Origin of the sequence: Methylibium sp., from assembly GCF_965279545.1 — a bacterium.
GTDB lineage: Bacteria > Pseudomonadota > Gammaproteobacteria > Burkholderiales > Burkholderiaceae_C > Methylibium.
On record NZ_OZ257250.1, the window covers coordinates 2,095,898 to 2,116,003 of the forward strand.

General features: G+C 66.7%; 20 protein-coding genes. 5 read left to right on the forward strand and 15 right to left on the reverse strand.

Translation table 11 applies throughout. The features are described 5' to 3' along the window. Positions 1–54: 54 nt before the first annotated feature. The gene (gene ftsH / locus ACQY9S_RS09730) at positions 55–1,977 is read right to left on the reverse strand and encodes an ATP-dependent zinc metalloprotease FtsH (RefSeq protein ID WP_428425243.1); all 1,923 of its coding nucleotides are present in this window, start codon (positions 1,975–1,977) and stop codon (positions 55–57) included. Positions 1,978–2,170: 193 nt separating this feature from the next. Further along, a complete protein-coding gene (locus ACQY9S_RS09735) occupies positions 2,171–2,842 on the reverse strand; it encodes an RlmE family RNA methyltransferase (protein WP_428425245.1) in 672 nt (223 codons plus the stop codon). Between the two features lie 20 nt (positions 2,843–2,862). Between ACQY9S_RS09735 and ACQY9S_RS09740 the strand changes: the two genes are divergently transcribed. Beyond that, positions 2,863–3,333 (forward strand): YhbY family RNA-binding protein, encoded by a 471-nt coding sequence (locus tag ACQY9S_RS09740; protein ID WP_428425247.1) that lies wholly within the window; start codon positions 2,863–2,865, stop codon positions 3,331–3,333. Between the two features lie 7 nt (positions 3,334–3,340). Here ACQY9S_RS09740 and ACQY9S_RS09745 read toward each other — a convergent pair whose 3' ends face one another. The 4 genes from ACQY9S_RS09745 to carA form a co-directional block, all read right to left on the reverse strand. Beyond that, positions 3,341–3,802: a DUF4149 domain-containing protein gene (locus ACQY9S_RS09745; protein ID WP_428425249.1), complete on the reverse strand. Its 462-nt coding sequence runs from the start codon at positions 3,800–3,802 to the stop codon at positions 3,341–3,343. Then, positions 3,799–4,275, reverse strand: a complete 477-nt coding sequence (gene greA, locus ACQY9S_RS09750) for a transcription elongation factor GreA (RefSeq protein ID WP_428425251.1) — start codon at positions 4,273–4,275, stop codon at positions 3,799–3,801. The genes ACQY9S_RS09745 and greA overlap by 4 nt, the downstream gene beginning before the upstream one ends. A 76-nt stretch (positions 4,276–4,351) precedes the next feature. After that, positions 4,352–7,624 (reverse strand): carbamoyl-phosphate synthase large subunit, encoded by a 3,273-nt coding sequence (gene carB, locus ACQY9S_RS09755; RefSeq protein ID WP_428425253.1) that lies wholly within the window; start codon positions 7,622–7,624, stop codon positions 4,352–4,354. Between the two features lies 1 nt (position 7,625). Further along, the gene (gene carA, locus ACQY9S_RS09760; RefSeq protein WP_428425255.1) at positions 7,626–8,777 is read right to left on the reverse strand and encodes a glutamine-hydrolyzing carbamoyl-phosphate synthase small subunit; all 1,152 of its coding nucleotides are present in this window, start codon (positions 8,775–8,777) and stop codon (positions 7,626–7,628) included. A gap of 309 nt (positions 8,778–9,086) precedes the next feature. Between carA and bfr the strand changes: the two genes are divergently transcribed. From bfr to hemP, 3 genes are all read left to right on the forward strand, one after another. Further along, complete coding sequence (gene bfr / locus ACQY9S_RS09765) at positions 9,087–9,566, forward strand: bacterioferritin (protein WP_428425257.1); 480 nt, start codon at positions 9,087–9,089, stop codon at positions 9,564–9,566. Positions 9,567–9,750: 184 nt separating this feature from the next. Further along, the gene (locus tag ACQY9S_RS09770) at positions 9,751–9,972 is read left to right on the forward strand and encodes a (2Fe-2S)-binding protein (protein WP_428425259.1); all 222 of its coding nucleotides are present in this window, start codon (positions 9,751–9,753) and stop codon (positions 9,970–9,972) included. A gap of 120 nt (positions 9,973–10,092) precedes the next feature. Continuing rightward, positions 10,093–10,272: a hemin uptake protein HemP gene (gene hemP / locus ACQY9S_RS09775; RefSeq protein WP_428425672.1), complete on the forward strand. Its 180-nt coding sequence runs from the start codon at positions 10,093–10,095 to the stop codon at positions 10,270–10,272. 58 nt (positions 10,273–10,330) lie between these two features. On the opposite strand, the gene ACQY9S_RS09780 is transcribed toward hemP, so the two are convergent. After that, entirely contained in the window at positions 10,331–10,735 is a 405-nt protein-coding gene (locus tag ACQY9S_RS09780; RefSeq protein ID WP_428425261.1) for a GlcG/HbpS family heme-binding protein, read from the reverse strand. Between the two features lie 184 nt (positions 10,736–10,919). On the opposite strand from ACQY9S_RS09780, the gene ACQY9S_RS09785 reads away from it, so the two are divergent. Then, on the forward strand, positions 10,920–11,615 hold the full coding sequence (locus ACQY9S_RS09785) for a Bax inhibitor-1/YccA family protein (RefSeq protein WP_428425263.1): 696 nt from the start codon (positions 10,920–10,922) through the stop codon (positions 11,613–11,615). A gap of 59 nt (positions 11,616–11,674) precedes the next feature. Here the strand turns inward: ACQY9S_RS09785 and rlmD are convergent, their stop codons facing one another. From rlmD to ACQY9S_RS09825, 8 genes are all read right to left on the reverse strand, one after another. After that, positions 11,675–13,030, reverse strand: coding sequence for a 23S rRNA (uracil(1939)-C(5))-methyltransferase RlmD (gene rlmD, locus ACQY9S_RS09790; protein WP_428425265.1), 1,356 nt, complete (start codon positions 13,028–13,030; stop codon positions 11,675–11,677). A gap of 53 nt (positions 13,031–13,083) precedes the next feature. Continuing rightward, positions 13,084–13,956: a formate dehydrogenase accessory sulfurtransferase FdhD gene (locus ACQY9S_RS09795; RefSeq protein WP_428425267.1), complete on the reverse strand. Its 873-nt coding sequence runs from the start codon at positions 13,954–13,956 to the stop codon at positions 13,084–13,086. A gap of 89 nt (positions 13,957–14,045) precedes the next feature. Continuing rightward, positions 14,046–14,474: a DUF4399 domain-containing protein gene (locus ACQY9S_RS09800; RefSeq protein WP_428425269.1), complete on the reverse strand. Its 429-nt coding sequence runs from the start codon at positions 14,472–14,474 to the stop codon at positions 14,046–14,048. A 74-nt stretch (positions 14,475–14,548) separates the two neighbouring features. Beyond that, positions 14,549–14,929 carry a hypothetical protein gene (locus ACQY9S_RS09805; protein ID WP_428425674.1) on the reverse strand — a complete coding sequence of 127 codons (381 nt, stop codon included), beginning with the start codon at positions 14,927–14,929 and terminating at the stop codon, positions 14,549–14,551. 35 nt (positions 14,930–14,964) lie between these two features. Then, complete coding sequence (locus ACQY9S_RS09810; protein WP_428425271.1) at positions 14,965–16,104, reverse strand: formate dehydrogenase subunit gamma; 1,140 nt, start codon at positions 16,102–16,104, stop codon at positions 14,965–14,967. Positions 16,105–16,148: 44 nt separating this feature from the next. Then, on the reverse strand, positions 16,149–16,388 hold the full coding sequence (locus ACQY9S_RS09815) for a hypothetical protein (protein WP_428425273.1): 240 nt from the start codon (positions 16,386–16,388) through the stop codon (positions 16,149–16,151). Further along, positions 16,385–17,014 (reverse strand): formate dehydrogenase FDH3 subunit beta, encoded by a 630-nt coding sequence (gene fdh3B, locus ACQY9S_RS09820; protein ID WP_428425275.1) that lies wholly within the window; start codon positions 17,012–17,014, stop codon positions 16,385–16,387. Before fdh3B ends, ACQY9S_RS09815 begins: the two co-directional genes overlap by 4 nt. A gap of 114 nt (positions 17,015–17,128) precedes the next feature. Further along, a complete protein-coding gene (locus tag ACQY9S_RS09825) occupies positions 17,129–20,095 on the reverse strand; it encodes a formate dehydrogenase subunit alpha (RefSeq protein WP_428425277.1) in 2,967 nt (988 codons plus the stop codon). Between the last annotated feature and the right edge of the window lie 11 nt (positions 20,096–20,106).

The following is a 20,106-nucleotide window of genomic DNA, read 5'->3' on the forward strand; positions in this document are numbered from 1 at the left end:
TCGCTCAAAGCGAACGGGGCCGAAGCCCCGTTGTCTGGTGAGGGAGATGAAAGCTCAGACCGCTGCCGGTGCGCTGCCGGTGCTGACGGCCGGCGCGCCGCCGTTGCCGCTGCCGCCGTTCACACCGGCGGCGCTGCTGGAGGTCCAGTCCTTCGGCGGCCGCGGCGGCTTGCCGGTCATGATGTCATCGATCTGCTCGGCGTCGATGGTTTCCCACTCGAGCAAGGCCTTCGCCATCGCATGCATCTTGTCCTGGTTGTCCTCGATCAACTTGCGGGCCGTCGTGTACTGCTCGTCGATGATGCGGCGGATCACCGAGTCGACCTTGCGCATGGTCTCCTCCGACATGTTCGTCGTCTTCGTGACCGAGCGGCCGAGGAAGACCTCGCCTTCGTTTTCAGAGTAGACCATCGGGCCGAGCTCGTCGGTCATGCCGTAGCGCATGACCATGTCGCGGGCGATCTGGGTCGCGCGCTCGAAGTCGTTGCTGGCACCGGTGGTCATCTGGTTCATGAACACCTCTTCGGCGATGCGACCACCGAACAGCACCGAGATCGTGCTCAGCATGCGTTCCTTGTCCATGCTGTAGCGGTCGCCCTCGGGCAGCTGCATCGTGACGCCCAGTGCGCGACCGCGCGGAATCACGGTCACCTTGTGCACCGGGTCGGTCTTGGGCATCAGGCGGGCCACCAACGCGTGCCCGGCCTCGTGGTAGGCGGTATTGCGGCGCTCCTCCTCGGGCATGACCATGGACTTGCGCTCGGGGCCCATCATGATCTTGTCCTTGGCCTTCTCGAAGTCGGCCATCTCGACCACGCGCGCGCTGCGACGCGCCGCGAACAGTGCCGCCTCGTTGACCAGGTTGGCCAGATCGGCGCCCGAGAAGCCGGGCGTGCCGCGCGCCAGGATGTCGGCCCGGATGTCCTGCCCGATCGGCACCTTGCGCATGTGCACGTTGAGGATCTGCTCGCGGCCGCGCACGTCGGGCAACGTCACGTAGACCTGGCGGTCGAAGCGGCCCGGGCGCAGCAATGCCGGATCCAGGATGTCGGGGCGGTTGGTCGCCGCCATCACGATGACGCCGAGGTTGGTCTCGAAACCGTCCATCTCGACCAGCATCTGATTGAGCGTCTGCTCGCGCTCGTCGTTGCCGCCGCCCAGACCGGCACCGCGGTGACGACCCACGGCGTCGATTTCGTCGACGAAGATGATGCAGGGCGCACTCTTCTTGGCCTGCTCGAACATGTCGCGCACACGGGCCGCGCCGACGCCGACGAACATCTCGACGAAGTCGGAACCCGAGATCGAGAAGAACGGCACCTTCGCCTCACCGGCAATGGCCTTGGCGAGCAAGGTCTTGCCGGTGCCCGGGGGGCCGACGAGCAGCACGCCGCGCGGAATGCGACCGCCCAGCTTCTGGAATTTTTGCGGGTCTTTCAGGAAGTCGACCAGTTCCCTGACCTCCTCCTTGGCTTCGTCGCAGCCCGCAACATCGGCAAAGCTGGTCGTGTTATTGGCTTCGTCGAGCATCCGGGCCTTGGATTTGCCGAAGCTGAAGGCCCCGCCCTTGCCGCCGCCCTGCATCTGCCGCATGAAATAGATCCACACGCCGATCAGCAGCAGCATCGGGCCCCAGCTGAGCAGGATGCTCATCAGGATCGACGGCTCTTCACGCGGCTTGACGTCGAACTTGACGTTGTTGTTGATCAGGTCGCCGACCAGGCCGCGGTCCAGGTAGGTCGCGGTGGTGCGCAGCGTCTTGCCATCGGTGGTCTGCGCGCGGATCTCGGTCGCGCCATTGCCACTTTCCTGCAGCGTGACCGTCGAGACGCGCTTGCTGCGAACTTCTTCAAGGAAGTCGGAGTAGCCAATCTGCCCTCCCGCGGCGGCCGTGCGGTCGAACTGCTTGAAAACAGTGAACAGCACCAAGGCGATCACCAGCCAAACAGCGACCTTCGAGAACCATTGATTGTTCACCGCGGCTCCTTCACCGACACCAGCCCGAATCGGGCATCACGCACGTGCTGCACAGAATATGACTCACTCTCGCGGAATATGGGGTCGAGTTTAGTCCAGTCAACCCCTCGGTGCCGATCGCCTTCGCCATGGCTTCGATAGGTTCTAACCCGGGGCATGCGGCAATTTCCGGCGTTTTCCGGCGCCTTCACAATTACTTTTTGAGACCGATGCCGACCAGAAAGGTTTCAGACGACTTGTCGCGCGAGGCCTTCGGCTTGATCGGTTTGACCACGCGAAAGCGCTTTTTGAACAGTTCGACCAGTTGACTGTGGCCGCTGCCATGGAACACCTTGCAGACCAGTGCACCCTGCGGGTGCAGGTGGGCCTCGGCAAATTCGACCGCCATCTCGACCAGCAGCGCGACGCGCGCCGAGTCGGACGACTCGATACCCGACAGGTTGGGCGCCATGTCGGACACGAGCACGTCGACCGGCCGGCCACCGAGCGCCGCGGTCAGCCGCTCCAGCACCGCCTCGTCGTGAAAATCCCCCTGGATGAACTGCACGCCCTCGATCGGTTCGAAATCCAGCAGGTCGAGGGCAATGATCGTTCCATTCAAGGCGCCGGCCGCAGCGCCCCCCGCGCCGGCCTCCTTCGGCGCGAACTTGCGCCGAAGGTACTGGCTCCACGCACCGGGGCAGGCGCCCAGGTCGACGACGAGCTGGCCGGGCTTGATCAGGCCCAGCGCTTCGTCGATCTCCTTGAGCTTGTAGGCGGCACGCGCGCGGTAGCCCTCCTTCTGGGCCAGTTTGACGTAGGTGTCGTTGACGTGATCGTTGAGCCACGCCTTGTTGACCTTCTTGCTCTTTGTCTTGATTTTCATGTCGCGTCGATAATACGGGGATGCCTGCCATTCAACTGACGCCTGCCGAGCGCAAGGCCTGCCGCGCCGATGCGCACCACCTCGATCCGGTCGTGATGATCGGCGGCGAGGGCCTGACCCCCGCCGTGACCAAGGAAGCCGACGCCGCCCTGAAGGCCCATGGCCTGATCAAGGTGCGCGTCTTCGCCGACGAGCGCGAGAGCCGCGAAACGATCTTCGCCGCGCTGTGCGAGCAGCTCGGCGCCGCGCCCGTCCAGCACATCGGCAAGCTCCTGGTGCTATGGCGGCCGATCCCACCGAAAGAAAAAGCCGAACGCGAAGACCGCAAGGCCGGACCCAGGGTCGTGAAGATCCTGAAGTTCTCGAAAAGCGGCAACCACCGCGCCCAGGTCAAGAAGCTCACCGTGCTGGGCAACGAGCGGCTCACGGCCGGCGGCATCGTCAAGCGCGCGAAGAGGCGCGTCACGAGCACGAAAAAGGGCAGCGCCTGATCCGGGTTCAGCTTCGCCCGGCGCGCCACGTCAATGTGGCGACCAGCAGCGCCTTGACGCCATAGAAGGCGGTCGAGACACCGTGCAACGCGCCGAAGGACCAGGGACCCTGCCCCGCCCGCGCCGCCTCCAGCATCGGCTGCAGCGCGTAGTGGCCGAGCACGGTGCAGAACAGCGCCCCCAGCACGAGCAGTAGTTCGGCGCTGATGCGCGAGCCCTCCGCCGAGGCCGCGCGGCGCGCGGCGCGCTGGCGCTCGATCAACCCCAGCACAACGCTCAGCGCGACACTGAGCTGCGCCTCGCTCGCGAACAGGCGGGCCGCCACGCGCCCCGCCAGCGGCCGCTCCAGCAGCGCGAACAGACTGGGCGCCGCGATGAAGGCGAGCGCCAGCAGCACGCCGAGCCACACGCCTGGCAGCACGCGGCGCACACGCTCGACGAGCGGCCGGCGGGCCGGCGCCGCGCTCACAGGTAGCGGACCTCGACGATCTCGTAGCGGCGCGTGCCGCCCGGCGCCTGGAACTCGGCCACGTCGCCAGCTTCCTTGCCGATCATCGCGCGCGCGATCGGCGAGCTGACCGAGATCAGGCCCTGCTTCAGGTCGGCCTCGTCGTCGCCGACGATCTGGTAGGTGACGCTGTCGCCGGAGTTCGCTTCTTCGAGCTCGACCGTCGCGCCGAACACCACGCGGCCGCCCGCGTCCAGCGTGGCCGGGTCGATGACCTGGGCCGCCGCCATCTTGCTTTCGATCTCCAGGATGCGGCCTTCGATGAAACCCTGCTTGTCCTTCGCCGCCTCGTACTCGGCGTTCTCCGACAGGTCGCCCTGGGCGCGCGCCTCGGCAATCGCCTGGATCACCGAGTGCCGCTCCACCGTCTTCAGGCGGTGAAGTTCCTCTTTCAGCTTCTCGGCGCCGCGTTTGGTCAGCGGGATGGTGGGCATGGTCTCGTCTCGAATCGGTGCGTGCAAAAAACTCAGCCGCCCCGGAGCTCCGGGGCGGCCGTGTGAAGACCGCAGTTTAGTGGAGTTCGGCGTGCAGTTCCTGCAGGGAAAGCACGGTCAGGTCGTCCTGGTGCTTCAGGGCCTCGACCGCGGCCTCGCAGCCGGCCATGGTCGTGTAGTAGGTGATGCGGTTGGCAATTGCCGCGGTACGGATGTAACGCGAATCCGCAATCGCGGTGCGGGTTTCGTCGACGGTCGTGAACACGAGCTGGATCTCGCCGGCCTTGATCATGTCGGCGATGTGCGGCCGGCCGTCCTTGACCTTGTTGACCACCCGGACCGGAACCCCGGCGGCGGCGAGCGCGGCTGCGGTGCCCTTGGTCGCGACCACGTTGAAGCCGAGGTCGACCAGGTCGCCGCCGATCTTGACCGCACGGTCCTTGTCGGCGCTCTTGACCGTGATCACGACCGTGCCTTTGGAGGGCAGGCGAGAACCGGCACCGAGCTGGCTCTTGAGCATCGCTTCGCCGAAGCTGCGGCCCGCGCCCATCACCTCGCCGGTGGAGCGCATCTCGGGGCCGAGGATCGGGTCGACGCCGGGAAACTTGTTGAACGGGAAGACCGCTTCCTTGACGCTGTAGTACGGCGGCACGATCTCGCGCGGCGCCTTGCCGTGCAGCGCCTTCTGGCCGGCCAGCTTCTGACCGACCATGCAGCGCGCGGCGATCTTGGCCAGCGGCTGCCCGGTGGCCTTGGAAACGAAGGGCACGGTGCGCGAGGCGCGCGGGTTCACCTCGAGCACGTAGACGACCGCCTCGTCGCCTTCGCCCTGGATGGCGAACTGCACGTTCATCAGGCCCACCACCTTCAGCGCCCGCGCCATGGCCGCGGTCTGGCTGCGCAGCTCGTCCTGGAGGGCGGGTGACAGCGCATAGGGCGGCAGCGAACATGCCGAGTCGCCGGAGTGCACGCCGGCCTGCTCGATGTGCTCCATGATGGCGCCGATCATGACCTCCTCGCCGTCGGAGATGCAATCGACGTCGACCTCGACCGCGTCGTCGAGGAAGCGATCGAGCAGCACCGGCGATTTCTCCGACACGCGGACCGCCTCGCGCATGTAGCGCTCGAGGTCCTTGTCGCCGTGCACGATTTCCATCGCGCGGCCACCCAGCACGTAGCTTGGTCGAACGACCAGCGGGTAGCCGATTTCCTGTGCGAGCAGCAGCGCGGCTTCCTCGGTGCGCGCCGTGCGGTTCGGCGGCTGCCTCAGGCCCAGCGTGTGCAGCAGCTGTTGGAAACGCTCCCGGTCCTCGGCGACGTCGATGCTGTCGGGCGAGGTGCCGACGATGGGCACGCCGGCACGTTCGAGGTCGAGCGCCAGCTTGAGCGGCGTCTGGCCGCCGTACTGGACGATGACGCCGACCGGCTTTTCCTTGTCGACGATCTCGAGCACGTCTTCCAGCGTCACCGGCTCGAAGTACAGCCGGTCCGAGGTGTCGTAGTCGGTCGACACGGTCTCGGGATTGCAGTTGACCATGATGGTCTCGTAGCCGTCCTCCCGCATCGCGAGTGCCGCATGCACGCAGCAATAGTCGAACTCGATACCCTGGCCGATGCGGTTCGGTCCACCGCCCAGCACCATGATCTTCCTGGCGGAAGTGGGCTGCGCCTCGCATTCCTCGTCGTAGGTCGAGTACAGGTAGGCGGTCTGGGTCGCGAACTCGGCCGCGCAGGTGTCGACACGCTTGTAGACCGGGCGCACGCCCTGCGCATGGCGCGTGGCGCGCACCTCGTGCTGGTTCGTGCCGAGCAGCTTGGCAATGCGCTTGTCCGAGAAGCCCTTGCGCTTCAGGAAGCGCATTTCGTCCTTCGACAGGCCCGCGAGGATACGGCCCTTCAGCGCCTGCTCGGCCTGCACGAGCTGCTCGATCTGCGCCAGGAACCAGGGATCGATCGCGGTCTCTTCGAAGATCTCGTCGCGGCTCATGCCGATGCGAAAGGCGTCCGCGACGTAGAGGATGCGCTCCGGCCCCGCCTCGCCGATCTCCTGCACGATCTCCTCGCGGTCGGTGCTGCGCTCGGACAGACCGTCGATCCCGGTCTCCAGCCCGCGCAGCGCCTTCTGGAAGCTCTCCTGGAAGGTGCGCCCCATCGCCATCACCTCGCCGACCGACTTCATCTGCGTCGTCAGGCGCGAATCGGCGGCCGGGAATTTCTCGAACGCGAAGCGCGGGATCTTCGTGACGACGTAGTCGATGCTCGGCTCGAAGCTCGCCGGCGTCGCGCCGCCGGTGATGTCGTTGCGCAGCTCGTCGAGCGTGTAGCCCACGGCCAGCTTCGCCGCCACCTTGGCGATCGGGAAGCCGGTCGCCTTCGAGGCCAGTGCCGACGAGCGCGAGACGCGCGGATTCATCTCGATCACGACCATGCGGCCGTCTTTGGGGTTGATCGAGAACTGAACGTTCGAGCCGCCGGTGTCGACGCCGATCTCGCGCAGGATCGCGATGCTGGCGTTGCGCAGCAGCTGGTACTCCTTGTCGGTGAGCGTCTGGGCCGGCGCCACGGTGATCGAGTCGCCGGTGTGGATGCCCATGGGATCCAGGTTCTCGATCGAGCAGACGATGATGCAGTTGTCCGCCTTGTCGCGGACGACCTCCATCTCGTATTCCTTCCAGCCGATCAGGCTCTCCTCGATCAGCAGTTCCTTGGTCGGCGAGAGGTCGAGGCCGCGCTTGCAGATCTCCTCGAACTCCTCGGGGTTGTAGGCGATACCGCCGCCGGTGCCACCGAGCGTGAAGCTGGGGCGGACCACCATCGGGAAGCCGGTGCCGCCGATGTCGGTCGTGATGCGGCGCTGCACGGCGAGCGCCTCCTCCATCGAGTGCGCAATGCCGCTCTTGGCCGAATGCAGGCCGATGCCCGTCATCGCGTCCTTGAACTTGAGGCGGTCCTCGGCCTTCTCGATGGCGTGCTCGTTGGCACCGATCATCTCGACGCCGTACTTCGAGAGCACGCCGTGCTTGTGCAGGTCGAGCGCGCAGTTCAGCGCCGTCTGCCCCCCCATGGTCGGCAGGATCGCCATCTTTTCATCGGGGTGCGCCTTGCGCTCCTTGGCGATGATCTTCTCGACCACCGACCACGTGATCGGCTCGATGTAGGTGGCGTCGGCCATCTCCGGGTCGGTCATGATCGTCGCCGGATTGCTGTTGACGAGAACGACGCGGTAGCCCTCCTCGCGCAGCGCCTTGCAGGCCTGGGCGCCGGAGTAGTCGAACTCGCAGGCCTGGCCGATGATGATCGGGCCGGCGCCGATGATGAGGATGCTTTGGAGGTCGGTGCGCTTGGGCATGTCAGTTCTTTTCCATCAGCGCAATGAAGCGGTCGAACAGGTAGCCGATGTCGTGCGGTCCGGGAGACGCCTCCGGGTGGCCCTGGAAGCAGAAGGCGGGCTTGTCGGTGCGCGCGAGGCCTTGCAGCGTGCCGTCGAACAGGCTCACGTGCGTGGGGCGCAAGGTGGCGGGCAGGGACTTCTCGTCGACCGCGAAGCCGTGGTTCTGGCTGGTGATGCTGACGAGGCCGCTGTCGAGGTCTTTCACCGGGTGGTTGGCGCCGTGGTGGCCGAACTTCATCTTGAAGGTCTTCGCGCCGGACGCGAGCGCCATGATCTGGTGGCCCAGGCAGATGCCGAACACCGGCAGGCCGGTCTCGATCAGCGTGCGCGTCGCATCGATCGCGTAGTCGCAGGGTTCCGGGTCGCCGGGGCCATTGCTAAGGAAGATGCCGTCGGGCTTCAACAGCAGCACTTCCGAGGCCGGCGTCTTGGCCGGCACCACCGTCACCTGGCAGCCACGGCTGGACAGCATGCGCAGGATGTTGCGCTTGACGCCGAAGTCGTAGGCAACGACATGAAACTTCGGTGCCGCCTGGGTGCCGTAGCCGTTTCCGAGCGACCACTCCGTCTCGGTCCACGCGTACGGCATCGCGGTGCTCACGACCTTGGCGAGGTCCAGTCCGGCCATGCTCTGCGCGGCGCGCGCCTGGGCCACGGCTTCGTCGGTCTGCGTCTCGGTGAAGGTCTCGCCGCGCGGCAGCGCCACGATGCAGCCGTTCTGGGCGCCGCCGGTGCGCAGGATGCGGGTCAGCTTGCGAGTGTCGATGTCGGCGATCGCCACCGTGCCTTCGTCGCGCAGGTACTGCGACAGCGTGCGCGTCTTGCGGAAATTCGAGTCGAGGACCGGCAGGTCCTTGATGATCAGGCCGGCGGCATGGACTTTCGAGGCTTCGACATCCTCCTCGTTGACGCCGGTGTTGCCGATGTGCGGATACGTCAGCGTGACGATCTGGCGGCAATAGCTCGGGTCGGTGAGGATTTCCTGGTAGCCGGTGAGCGCGGTGTTGAACACCACCTCGCCGACCGTGCGACCGGCGGCGCCGATCGAAGTACCTTGAAAGACCGTGCCGTCTGCAAGAGCGAGTAGAGCGAGGGGCAGATCAGGCAGCACGGGAACTCCGTCATTTGCGCGCGCCCAGCTCGGCTCTTCGGGCCTGAGTCCGGCGGGAAACAGCGGAAGTTTCGGTGGGCGGCAGGTGGGTGCGGGTAAACCTAGGGATTCTAGCCGACGGAGCGCTTGCCACTCGCTCACCGAGACCAGGGCGCGGAGACCGGCCCCGTGGAGCATCCTGCGCTCAAACACACAAACTGCGAGTCACTCGCATACGCGTCCAGAGTACCAGGCCGAGGGCATGCCATCGCCGCGATGGACAGCGCCGGCCGCGCTTCGATAATGCGACGAACAACCAAGGAGAAGGCCATGAAAGGCGACGCCAAAGTCATCGAATACCTGAACGCGCAGCTCAAGAACGAGCTCACGGCGATCAACCAGTACTTCATGCACTACCGGCTGATGAAGCACTGGGGATTCGACAAGCTCGCGAAGAAGGAGTACGAGGAATCGATCGGCGAGATGAAGCATGCCGACCGGCTGATGGACCGCATCCTCATGCTCGACGGGCTGCCCAACCTGCAGGATCTGGGCAAGCTGCTCATCGGCGAGGACGTCGTCGAGGCCCTGCGCAGCGATCTGCGGCTCGAGCAGGCAGCGCAGCTCACCATCAAGGACGGCATCGCCCACTGCGAGACGGTGCGCGACTACGTTTCGCGCGATGTGCTGCAAGCCATCCTCGACGACACCGAGGAACACATCGATTTCCTCGAGACGCAACTCGGGCTGGTCGACCAGGTCGGCCCGCAGAACTATCTGCAGTCGCAGATGGGCGAAGTCAGCTCCTGAGCACCCAGGACTTGGCCCGCCAAGTCCGCCCCGAGGGGTTAAGGAAATCTCGGCGCGGCCCTTCCCTTCGTTTCCTTGAAAGGTTCCGGCGGCGGCACGACAAGCCCCTGGATTCGAAATGGGCTTGTAGTACGAATCATTCCTATTTATAGTGATGGCATCCTGGTTTCAGAGTTGCCGCACCATGATCGTCTGTGTCTGCCACCGCATCTCTCATCGCGAGATCGAGCGCCACGCAAGAGCCTGCGACAGCTTCGACGAGTTGCAGTTGAATACGGGCGTCTCCACCGGCTGCGGCCGCTGCGGAGATTGCGCCCGTTCCGTGTTCGATGAAGCGCGCGAACAGTCCGCCTGCGGCTTGCTCGCGCGCATCCATGTGTCGCGCCCGGCTGCGGCACTGGCCTGAATACCATGTGGTGGCTGGCCAGCCTGTCCGTCGTGGTCCTGGGCGCTTGGTGGGCGCTGCGTTCGCCACGCTGAGGAGCACTCCGTGGACGCCGTCAGCCCGTCTGTCGACCCTTCCCCGCTGGCGCACCCTGGCGATCGCCTCTCGTCGGTCTCCTGCGTTGCCGGCACTGCCGAGCCCGCCCCCCAGGTGCACAGTGCCGCGCTGCTGCAGGGCCGCAGCGTCGTTCACATCGAGCACAACGGCGCGCTCTACCAGTTGCGCAGCACCCGGCTCGGCAAGTTGATCCTGACAAAGTAGTGACGCGCACTGCTGGGTCCGTGGCGCGCAGCGCCCGGACCAGAGTACGTTACGGCGATCAGCCGAGTGCCGCGATACCCGCACGGGCGATCTGCGCGTCTTCATTCGACTTGACGCCGCTGACACCGACCGCGCCGACGCATTGACCCTGCACCAGGATCGGAACCCCTCCCTCGAGCATGCCGGCAATGGTCGGCGCACTGAGGAAGGACGTGCGTCCCTGGTTGATGACCTCCTCGTAGACCCGGCTTTCGCGGCGCCCCAGGGCCGCGGTGTGGGCCTTCGCCGGCGCGATGTGGGCGGACACCGGTGCCGCGCCGTCGAGGCGCTGCAACCACAGCAGGTGGCCCCCGTCGTCCACGACCGCGATCGTGACCGCCCATTGGTTGGCCAAAGCCTCGGCCTCGGCGGCCGCAGCGATGCGCTTGATGTCGTCGAGGGCCAGGACGGGCTTGGTCTGCATGGAAATCTCCGGGTTTGGGTAAACCCGACTCTAAGGCGGGCCGCGGCAACCAGCCAAGAGCCGGCACCCAATTCCTCGCGTTGCGCCGAGCCCTCTGCGACGACACCGAGCGGCATCCGGTCGACGGAACTAGAATGGCGCCGTCAGCTCCAAGCAAGCCTATTCTTCTCCAAGGAGGTTCTCGATGAACGACACCCTGCAAACCGTCTACCCCGGCTCCGCTGCCGTCGGCGGTGAGCGCAACCGCGTCCTGCGCAACACCTACTGGCTGCTCGCGCTGTCGCTGGTGCCTACCGTCATGGGCGCCTGGGTGGGTGTCGCGACCGGCTTCCGCTTCTTCGCCGGCAGCCCCTTTATCGGCTTCCTGCTGTTCATGGGCATCGCCTTCGGCTTTTTCTTCGCGATCGAGAAGTTCAAGAATTCCGGTGTCGGCGTCGCGCTGCTGCTCGGCTTCACTTTCTTCATGGGCCTGATGCTGTCGCGCCTGATCGGTGGCGTGCTCGGCAGCTACGGCAACGGCGCCACATTGATCGGCATGGCCTTTGGCGGCACCGCCCTGGTGTTCTTCGGCATGGCCTCGCTCGCGACCACGATCAAGCGCGACGTGTCCGGCCTGGGCAAGTGGCTGATGGTCGGCGTGATCGGCCTGATCGTTGCGAGCGTCGCCAACATCTGGCTGCAGATGCCGGCGTTGTTCCTGACGGTCTCGGTGCTGGCGATCGTGATCTTCTCGGCCTTCATGCTCTACGACATCAAGCGCGTGATCGACGGCGGAGAAACGAACTACGTGAGCGCCACGCTGGCGATCTATCTGGACGTCTACAACGTGTTCCAGAGCCTGCTCAGCCTCCTCGGCATCTTCGGCGGCGAACGCGAATAAGGCGCTTCGCTGAATCGACAAGGCCCCGCTCTCGCGGGGCCTTGTTCTTTGTGAGCGGATCAGGTCCGCTCGAAGACCGCAATGCTTTCCACGTGCGCGGTGTGAGGGAACATGTTCACCGCGCCCGCCTGCACGCAGCGGTAGCCGGCCTGGTGCACCAGCAGGCCGGCATCGCGTGCCAGCGTGGCGGGATTGCAGCTGACATAGACGATGCGCGCCGGCGGCACCCAGCCCGCCGCCAGCGATGGATCCTGCACGGCATCGACCACCGCCTTGGCCAGTGCGAACGCACCTTCGCGCGGCGGGTCGACCAGCCACTTCGCCGCGCTGCCGAAGGCGACCAGATCGGCAGGCGCCAGTTCGAACAGGTTGCGCGCCTCGAAACGCGCCTTGTGCGCCAGGCCGTTGAGCGCCGCGTTGTCGCGCGAGCGCGCCACCAGCGTCTCGCTGCCCTCGACGCCCAGCACCTCGCACGCCTGAGTCGCGAGCGGCAGGGTGAAGTTGCCCAGACCGCAGAACCAATCGATCACCCGCTCGTCGCCTCGTGCCGCGAGCAGCCGCAACGCCCGCACGACCAGGGCCCGGTTGATGTGATGGTTGACCTGCGTGAAATCGGTCGGCTTGAACGGCATGACCACGCCGTACTCGGGCAGCGTGTAGGCGAGCTGCGGCCCCTGATCGTCGAGCCGGTGCACCGTGTCAGGCCCCTTGGGCTGCAGCCACCACTGCACGCGATGCTCGGCACCGAACGCTTGCAGGCGTTGCAGGTCCGCCGCGCTCAAGGGCTCGAGGTGGCGCAGGACCAGCGCCGTCACCAGGCCGTCGGGCGCCTCGCCGATCGCCACCTCGATCTGCGGCAGCCGGTCGCGCCCGTCCATGCCGGCGACGAGTGCCCGCAGCGGCAGCAGCATCGCGCTCAGGTGCGGCGGCAGGATCTCGCAGCGGCTCATGTCCGCCACATAGCTCGACTTGCGCTCGTGAAAGCCGATCAGCACCTTGCCTTTCTTGAGGACATGGCGCACCGACAGGCGCGCCCGGTAGCGGTAGCCCCAGGCCGGCCCCTCGATCGGCCTCAGCATCTGTTCGGCCTTCACCTTGCCCAGGTGCCAGAGGTTGTCCTCGAGCACGCGCTGCTTCACCGCCACCTGCGCACCGATGTGGAAGTGCTGCATCTTGCAGCCACCGCAGGTGCCGAAGAACTCGCAGCGCGGCGTCACGCGCTGCGAACTCTCGCGCCGCAGGGCCGTCATCGTGCCCTGCTCCCAGTTGTTCTTGCGCCGGCCGACCGCCACCAGGACCTGCTCGCCCGGCAAGGCACCCTCGATGAACACCACCTTGCCCTGCGTGTTGTGCGCCACGCCTTGCGCCTCGAGGTCGAGCGACTCGACCGTCAACCATTCGTCACTTGCCGTCATGCAGCAGATTATCCGGGGCCCGGCGCACCGGCCTCCTCGCGCAAGCTCGCGTGCTACGGCCCAGGGGCACCCGAAACGCCCGCACCCGGCGCGACAGCGGGCGCCTTGGCCAGCGTCGGATCGCCGTCGAAGCGATCGAAGCCGCTGTAGCAGAGAAAGTGCCGGTTCGTGGCCCGCCCAAACAGCGCCAGGCCGAGCTGCGTGGCGAGGTCGTGCCCCATCTGCGTGATGCCCGAGCGCGAGACGACGATCGGCACGCCCATCTGAGCCGACTTGATGACCATCTCGCTGGTCAGGCGGCCCGTGGTGTAAAAGGCCTTGTCGGCGCCGCTCGTGCCACGCAGCCACATCCAGCCGGCCAGCGTGTCGATGGCGTTGTGGCGGCCGACGTCCTCCACGAACAGATCGAGCCGCGCCTCGTCTCCCGCGATCGTGAAGAGCGCGCAGCCGTGCACCGAGCCCGCCGACCTGTAGGTGCTCTCCTGGCGGCGCATCGCTTCGAGCAGCACCACCAGCGCACGCTGACTGATGCGAGCGAGTTCGGGCCCGGGCAATGCCAGCGCGTCGAGTTCGTCCATCAGGCTGCCGAACACCGTGCCCTGCCCGCAGCCGGTGGTGACCACGCGCTTGGCGGTCTTGCGGTCGAAGTCCTCGATGCCGGCCCGCGTGCGCACGGCCGCCGCGTTGACCTCCCAGTCCACCGTGACCGACTCGATATCGTGCACCGAGTCGACCAGTCGCTGGTTGCGCAGGTAGCCGAGCACCAGCAGCTCGGGTTCGGCGCCGAGCGTCATCAGCGTGACCAGTTCGCGCTTGTCGACGAAGACCGTCAGCGGACGCTCCGCAGGGATCTGGATCGTCTCGCGCTGTCCGTGCTCGTCGAGCACCTCGATGCCTTCGGTCAACGCCGCACGCGCACGGCTCATTCGGGGCAGCTCGGGGTTCATGCGTGCAGTGTGGCGCGAAACGAACGCGGGCCGCTCCAGCGGCCCGCTCGCGACCGACCGGGACCGGGTCACTGGACCGTGATGCGCACCGAGGCGCTCATCGCATCCCCGTAGGACTGGTGGAGGCCGTCGGCGAACTGCATCGTGAGCACGTGGTTGCCGGGTGGCAACTTGAGCTCGGTCTCGGTCTGGCCCTTGCCGAAGTGCAGGTGCTTCTCGTCCGCCGGGATCACATCACCCTGCTTGGGACTGGCGGCATCGATCAGCAGGTGGTGGTGCCCCGTGCCCGCCACGATCTCCCCGGCCGGCTTGACGGTCATGCCCTTGAGGCCGAACTTGACCTTGACCGGACTGCTGACCGTGCTGCCATCAGCCGGCTCGATGAAGTAAACACCTTGCGCGGCGCTCGGTGGCGTGTTGCCGTTCGGCGGCGGGCTGCTGACGCAAGCCGACAGGGCCGCCGCGGCGGCCAGAAGCACTGCGAACCGGTACTGCATCGAAGACTCCTTTGCGAAGGCACGCCCATGCCGGACGTCGAGCGCCATTATCGAGCGGGACGGCAGCCGCCCACTCACTTCTTCTGGGCGCCGGCCTGCTCGGCCGCGGTCGCCGTGCCGCTGGGCGGGCTGATCGCCGTCTTCGCCGGCGAGTGCGCACCGGCCGCTTCCAACGGCGGCGTGGCAGCAGCAGCCACTTGGTAGGGGCCGGGGTCGGCGCAAGCAGGCGTCGCGACCGGCGGCCTGGCATCCTTGCCGGCCGCCCTGGCTTCCTGCGCATAGCGGGCCGCCACGCGGTCCATCGACTTGCAGAGCTGGTAGGCCGCCACCTTGTCGGACCAGGCGGCCTTGGCCTTGGCTTCATCGGCCTTCGCCTTGGCCTCCGGCGTCGGAGCCGGCAGCTTGGCGTAGGCAGCCGGCAGCAGGGCCAGGCCGAGGGTGGCGCACAGCGCCATGCTGAATGGTCGAAGCAGGGTCATCGTCTTGCTCCCTAGGACGGCACGGCCGCATCGCGCGAGCCGGCCGGCGGCGCGGTGCGCTGTGCCGGGATCTTCCCGGACTGGATGTCGTCGTACCAGAGCTCGTGGTGCTCTCGCGCCCAGGCGGCGTCGACCTGGCCGTCGCGCATCGCTCCATACGCGCCCTTCATGCCGACGGTGCCGAGGTAGATGTGGCCGAGGAACATCGCCATCATCAGCACCGTCGCAACCGAGTGGATCATGTGCGCGATCTGCATGTCGCCGCGCAGGTAGGCGAGCCCTGGGATCAGCTTGTCGAGCATCAGCCCGGAGCCGACGACAACGATGCCGAGCGCGAACACGCCGCCCCAGAAGACGAGTTTCTCGCCGGCGTTGAAGCGATGCGACGGCACGTGCGCGCCGGTGATCAGTCCGCCGGCCTTGCGCAACCACAGCAGGTCCTCCCTGCGCGGCAGGTTGTCGCGCAGGAAGGTGAAGAACACGATCACCAGCGAGACCGCGAACACCGGCCCGGCAAAGTTGTGCAGGTTCTTCAGCGCATAGGCCAGCCCGCCGAACAGCGTGCCGCCAAGCACCGGCAGCAGGAAGAACTTGCCGAAGGCCATCACCACGCCCGACACCGCGAGCGCCACGAAGGCCACCGCATTGCTCCAGTGCGCCGCACGCTCGAAGTAGGTGAAGCGCTCGATCTTGCGGCCGGTCTGCGGCGCATGCACCTCGATCGGGCCCTTGGTCACAAAGAACAGGCCGATCGCCACCACGACGATCAGCAGCAGCGCGCCGCCGTAGGGAATGATCCAGCGGTTGCGCACCTCGCGCCAAGCCTCGCCCGCGGTGGTGAAGCGCGAACCGGGGTACTGCACGAACGGCTGGATCAGCACGCCCTTCTCGGCCCCCGGCAGGTTGCTGGTGCCGGCCTGCTGCCCCGACTCGCGCACCGCGCGCCAGAACGGCGCGTTGTTGTAGGGCTGGGTCTTGGCGCGTTGGGCGTTGGTTTCACTGCTGTCGGGCAGCGGGATGGCCGCCGCCGCAACGCTCGCCGCCGGCGACGCGGGCACCGCAGGCTCTGCGGTGCCGGGCTGGGCCGAAGCCGCACTGCCGAGCAGCACCAGGCAGCCCGCCGCGAGCCATCGAAGAATCGGGTATTTCATGGGCGTCCCCGTAAGAACCCAGGCGGGAGTTCGGCGCTCGGTACTCACCGAGCACGCGTGTACTCGTTTTGCTGTTGGTTGCGGGCGCGCATCTGCTGCTCCCAGCTGTCACGGTCACCCGGCTTCCAGCCGGGCGCCGTGTAGGCCGCCTCGGCACCGTCCCAGGGCTTGCTGTCGCTCTTCTTGGACGAGGCCGTGGCGGTCTGCGGCTTGTCGGCACAGGCCGCAAGCCCCAGCACCACGACCACCGCGCCCAGCAGGCGCACGCACCATGAGGACCTCACGACTTGCTTCCTTGCGCCGCCGGCTGCGGCGTGCCGCCGCTCGGCTTGCCGTAGGCCGTGCCCCAGCCCCAGACCTCGGAGCCCTTGCCGCGCGTCAGCACGCGGGTGCGGAAGATGTCGGCCACCACGTCGCCGTCGCCGCCGAGCAGCGCCTTGGTCGAACACATCTCGGCGCAGGCCGGCAGCTTGCCCTCGGCGAGGCGGTTGTGGCCGTACTTCTCGAACTCGGCTTCGGAGCCATTGGCCTCGGGGCCGCCGGCGCAGAAGGTGCACTTGTCCATCTTGCCGCGCAGGCCGAACGTGCCGTTGGTCGGGAACTGCGGCGCGCCGAACGGGCAGGCGTAGCTGCAGTAGCCGCAGCCGATGCAGATGTCCTTGTCGTGCAGCACCACGCCCTCGTCGGTGCGATAGAAGCAGTCGACCGGGCACACCGCCATGCACGGCGCGTCGGAGCAGTGCATGCAGGCCACCGAGATGCTGCGCTCGCCCGGCACGCCGTCGTTGAGCGTCACCACGCGGCGTCGGTTCACACCCCAGGGCACCTCGTGCTCGGCCTTGCAGGCGGTGACGCAGCCGTTGCATTCGATGCAGCGCTCGGCGTCGCAGATGAACTTCATTCTTGCCATGTCAACTCTCCAATCGGTGCGAACCGAGACGGCGCCGGGCCGCTCCCAAGGCGGCTCGGCGCCCCCTCGGGGGGCTGGCCGGTGTACTCATCGGACGGGGGGCTGTCATCACTTTCAGGCGGTGGCCCGCTCGACCTGGCAGACCGTGGTCTTGGACTCTTGCATCATCGTCACGCTGTCGTAACCGTAGGTCGTCGCGGTGTTGATCGCCTCGCCACGGATCACCGGCATCGCGCCCTGCGGGTAGTAGGGCGCGAGATCGACGCCCTGCCAGCGGCCGGAGAAGTGGAAGGGCAGCCACACCGTTTCCCGATCGACGCGCTCGGTGACCAGCGCCTTGACCGTGAGGCGCGCACCGGTCGGCGTCCTGACCCAGACGTCCTCGCCATCGCGGATACCGCGGTCGTTGGCGGTGGCCGGATTGATCTCGACGAACATCTCCTGCTGCAACTCCGCCAGATAGGGGTTGGAGCGCGTTTCCTCGCCGCCACCCTCGTACTCGACCAGGCGGCCGCTGCTCATGATCAGCGGGAACTCCTTGCCGATGTCCTTGTTCTTGTCCTGCACGGTCTTGAACAGCGTCGGCAGGCGCCAGAAGGCCTTCTTGTCGTCGTGCGTCGGGTACTTGGCCACCAGGTCCGGGCGGGTGGAGTACAGCGGCTCGCGGTGCTTCGGGATCGCATCGGGGAAGTTCCACACCACGGCGCGCGCCTTCGCGTTGCCGAACGGGTGGCAGCCGTGGTTCTTCATGGCCACGCGGATGATCCCGCCCGAGGAGTCGGTCTTCCAGTTCTTGCCTTCGGCGGCGGCCTTCTCGGCGTCGCTCAGTTCGTCCCACCAGCCCAGCTTCTTCAGCAGCACGTGGTCGAACTCCGGATAGCCGGTGGTGAGCTCGGCGCCCTCGGAATGCGAGCCGTCCTCGGCCAGCAGGTTCACGCCATCCTTCTCGACGCCGAAGTTGGCGCGGAAGTTGCCGCCGCCTTCCATCACGTGCTTCGATGTGTCGTACAGGTTCGGCGAGCCCGGATGCTTGAGCTCCGGCGTGCCGTAACACGGCCACGGCAGGCCGAAGTAGTCGCCGTCGAGCTGGTAGCCGGTCTGCTTGTCGATGCCGCCCTTGGCCTTGAGCGTCTTCACGTCGAAGACGTTCATGTTGCGCATGTGCGCCTTCAGGCGCTCCGGGCTCTGGCCGGTGTAGCCGATGGTCCAGACGCTCTTGTTGATCTCGCGCAGGATCGATTCGGGCTCGGGCTCCATCATGCCGCCCTTGCCGGCGACCAGCTTGTAGTTCTTCGTCAGCTCCTTGTCGAAGCCCAGCTTCTGCGCGAGCTGGTACATGATCATGTGGTCGTTGCGGCTCTCCCACAGCGGCTCGATGACCTGCTCGCGCCACTGGAGCGAGCGATTCGACGCGGTGCACGAACCGCTGGTCTCGAACTGCGTCGTCGCCGGCAGCAGGTAGACGGCGCGGTTGGGGTTCTGGTCCTCGGGCTTGCCGGGCATGGCCGCCATCGCCGCGGTGGCCGACGGGAAGGGATCGACGACGACCAGCAGGTCGAGCTTGTCCATCGCCTTCTTCATCTCGAGGCCGCGCGTCTGCGAGTTCGGTGCATGGCCCCAGAAGAACAGGCCGCGCAGGTTGCTGTCCTGGTCGATCAGCTCGTTCTTCTCGAGCACGCCGTCGATCCAGCGCGACACCGTCATGCCGGGCTTGGTCATCATGCCCGGGGCGTACTGTTTCTTGATCCACTCGAAGTCGACGCCCCAGGCCTTGGCGAAGTGCTTGAACGAGCCCTCGGCCAGGCCGTAGTAGCCGGGCAGCGAATCCGGATTGGGGCCGACATCGGTCGCGCCCTGCACGTTGTCGTGGCCGCGGAAGATGTTGGTGCCGCCGCCCGACACGCCGACGTTGCCGAGCGCGAGCTGCAGGATGCACGAGGCCCGCACGATGGCGTTGCCGGTCGTGTGCTGGGTCTGGCCCATGCACCAGACGATGGTGCTGGGGCGGTTCTTCGCCAGCGTCTCGGCGACCTTGTAGACGGTCGCCTCGTCGACGCCGCAGACTTCCTGGACCTTGTCGGGCGTCCAGTTGGCCATCACGTCGTCACGGACCTTGTCCATGCCGTAGACGCGATCGCTGATGTACTGCTTGTCCTCCCAGCCGTTCTTGAACACGTGGTGCAGCACGCCGAACAGGAAGGCGATGTCCGAGCCCGAGCGGATGCGCACGTAGTCGTCGGCCTTGGCCGCCGTGCGCGTGAAGCGCGGGTCGACGACGATCATCTTGCAGCCGGCCTCCTTGGCGTGCAGCATGTGCAGCATCGACACCGGGTGCGCCTCGGCGGCGTTGCTGCCGATGTACATCGCCGCCTTGCTGTTCTGCATGTCGTTGTAGGAGTTCGTCATCGCGCCATAGCCCCAGGTGTTGGCGACGCCGGCGACGGTGGTGCTGTGGCAGATGCGCGCCTGGTGGTCGCAGTTGTTGCTGCCCCACAGGCTCATCCACTTGCGCAGCAGGTAGGACTGCTCGTTGTTGTGCTTGCTCGAACCGACGACGAAGACCGAATCCGGACCGCTCTGCTTGCGCAGCTCGAGCATCCTGGCGCTGATCTCGTCGAGCGCGGTGTCCCAGCTGATGCGCTCGTACTTGCCGCCCACGAGCTTCATCGGGTACTTGAGGCGGTATTCGCCGCGGCCGTGCTCGCGCAGCGCCGCGCCCTTGGCGCAGTGCGCGCCGAGGTTGATGGGCGAGTCGAACACCGGCTCCTGGCGCACCCACACGCCGTTGTGCACCACCGCGTCGACGGCGCAGCCGACCGAGCAATGGCCGCACACCGTGCGCTTGACCTCGACCTTGCCCGGCCCCGCCTCGGCCTTCGAGGTCTCCGACGCCTGGGCCCTGCGCACCAGCGTCAGCTGACCGGCCGCCAAGCCAGCGCCGACGCCCAGCCCCGAGCGGCGCAGGAAGGACCGGCGGTCCATCGTCGGAATGCTGCGCGAGATGCCGCGCGACAGGCTCGAGACCAGCGACGACGCGGACGAGCCGGAGCCCGCATCAGGCGACTTGCGCGTGAGCAACATGGGACCTCCGG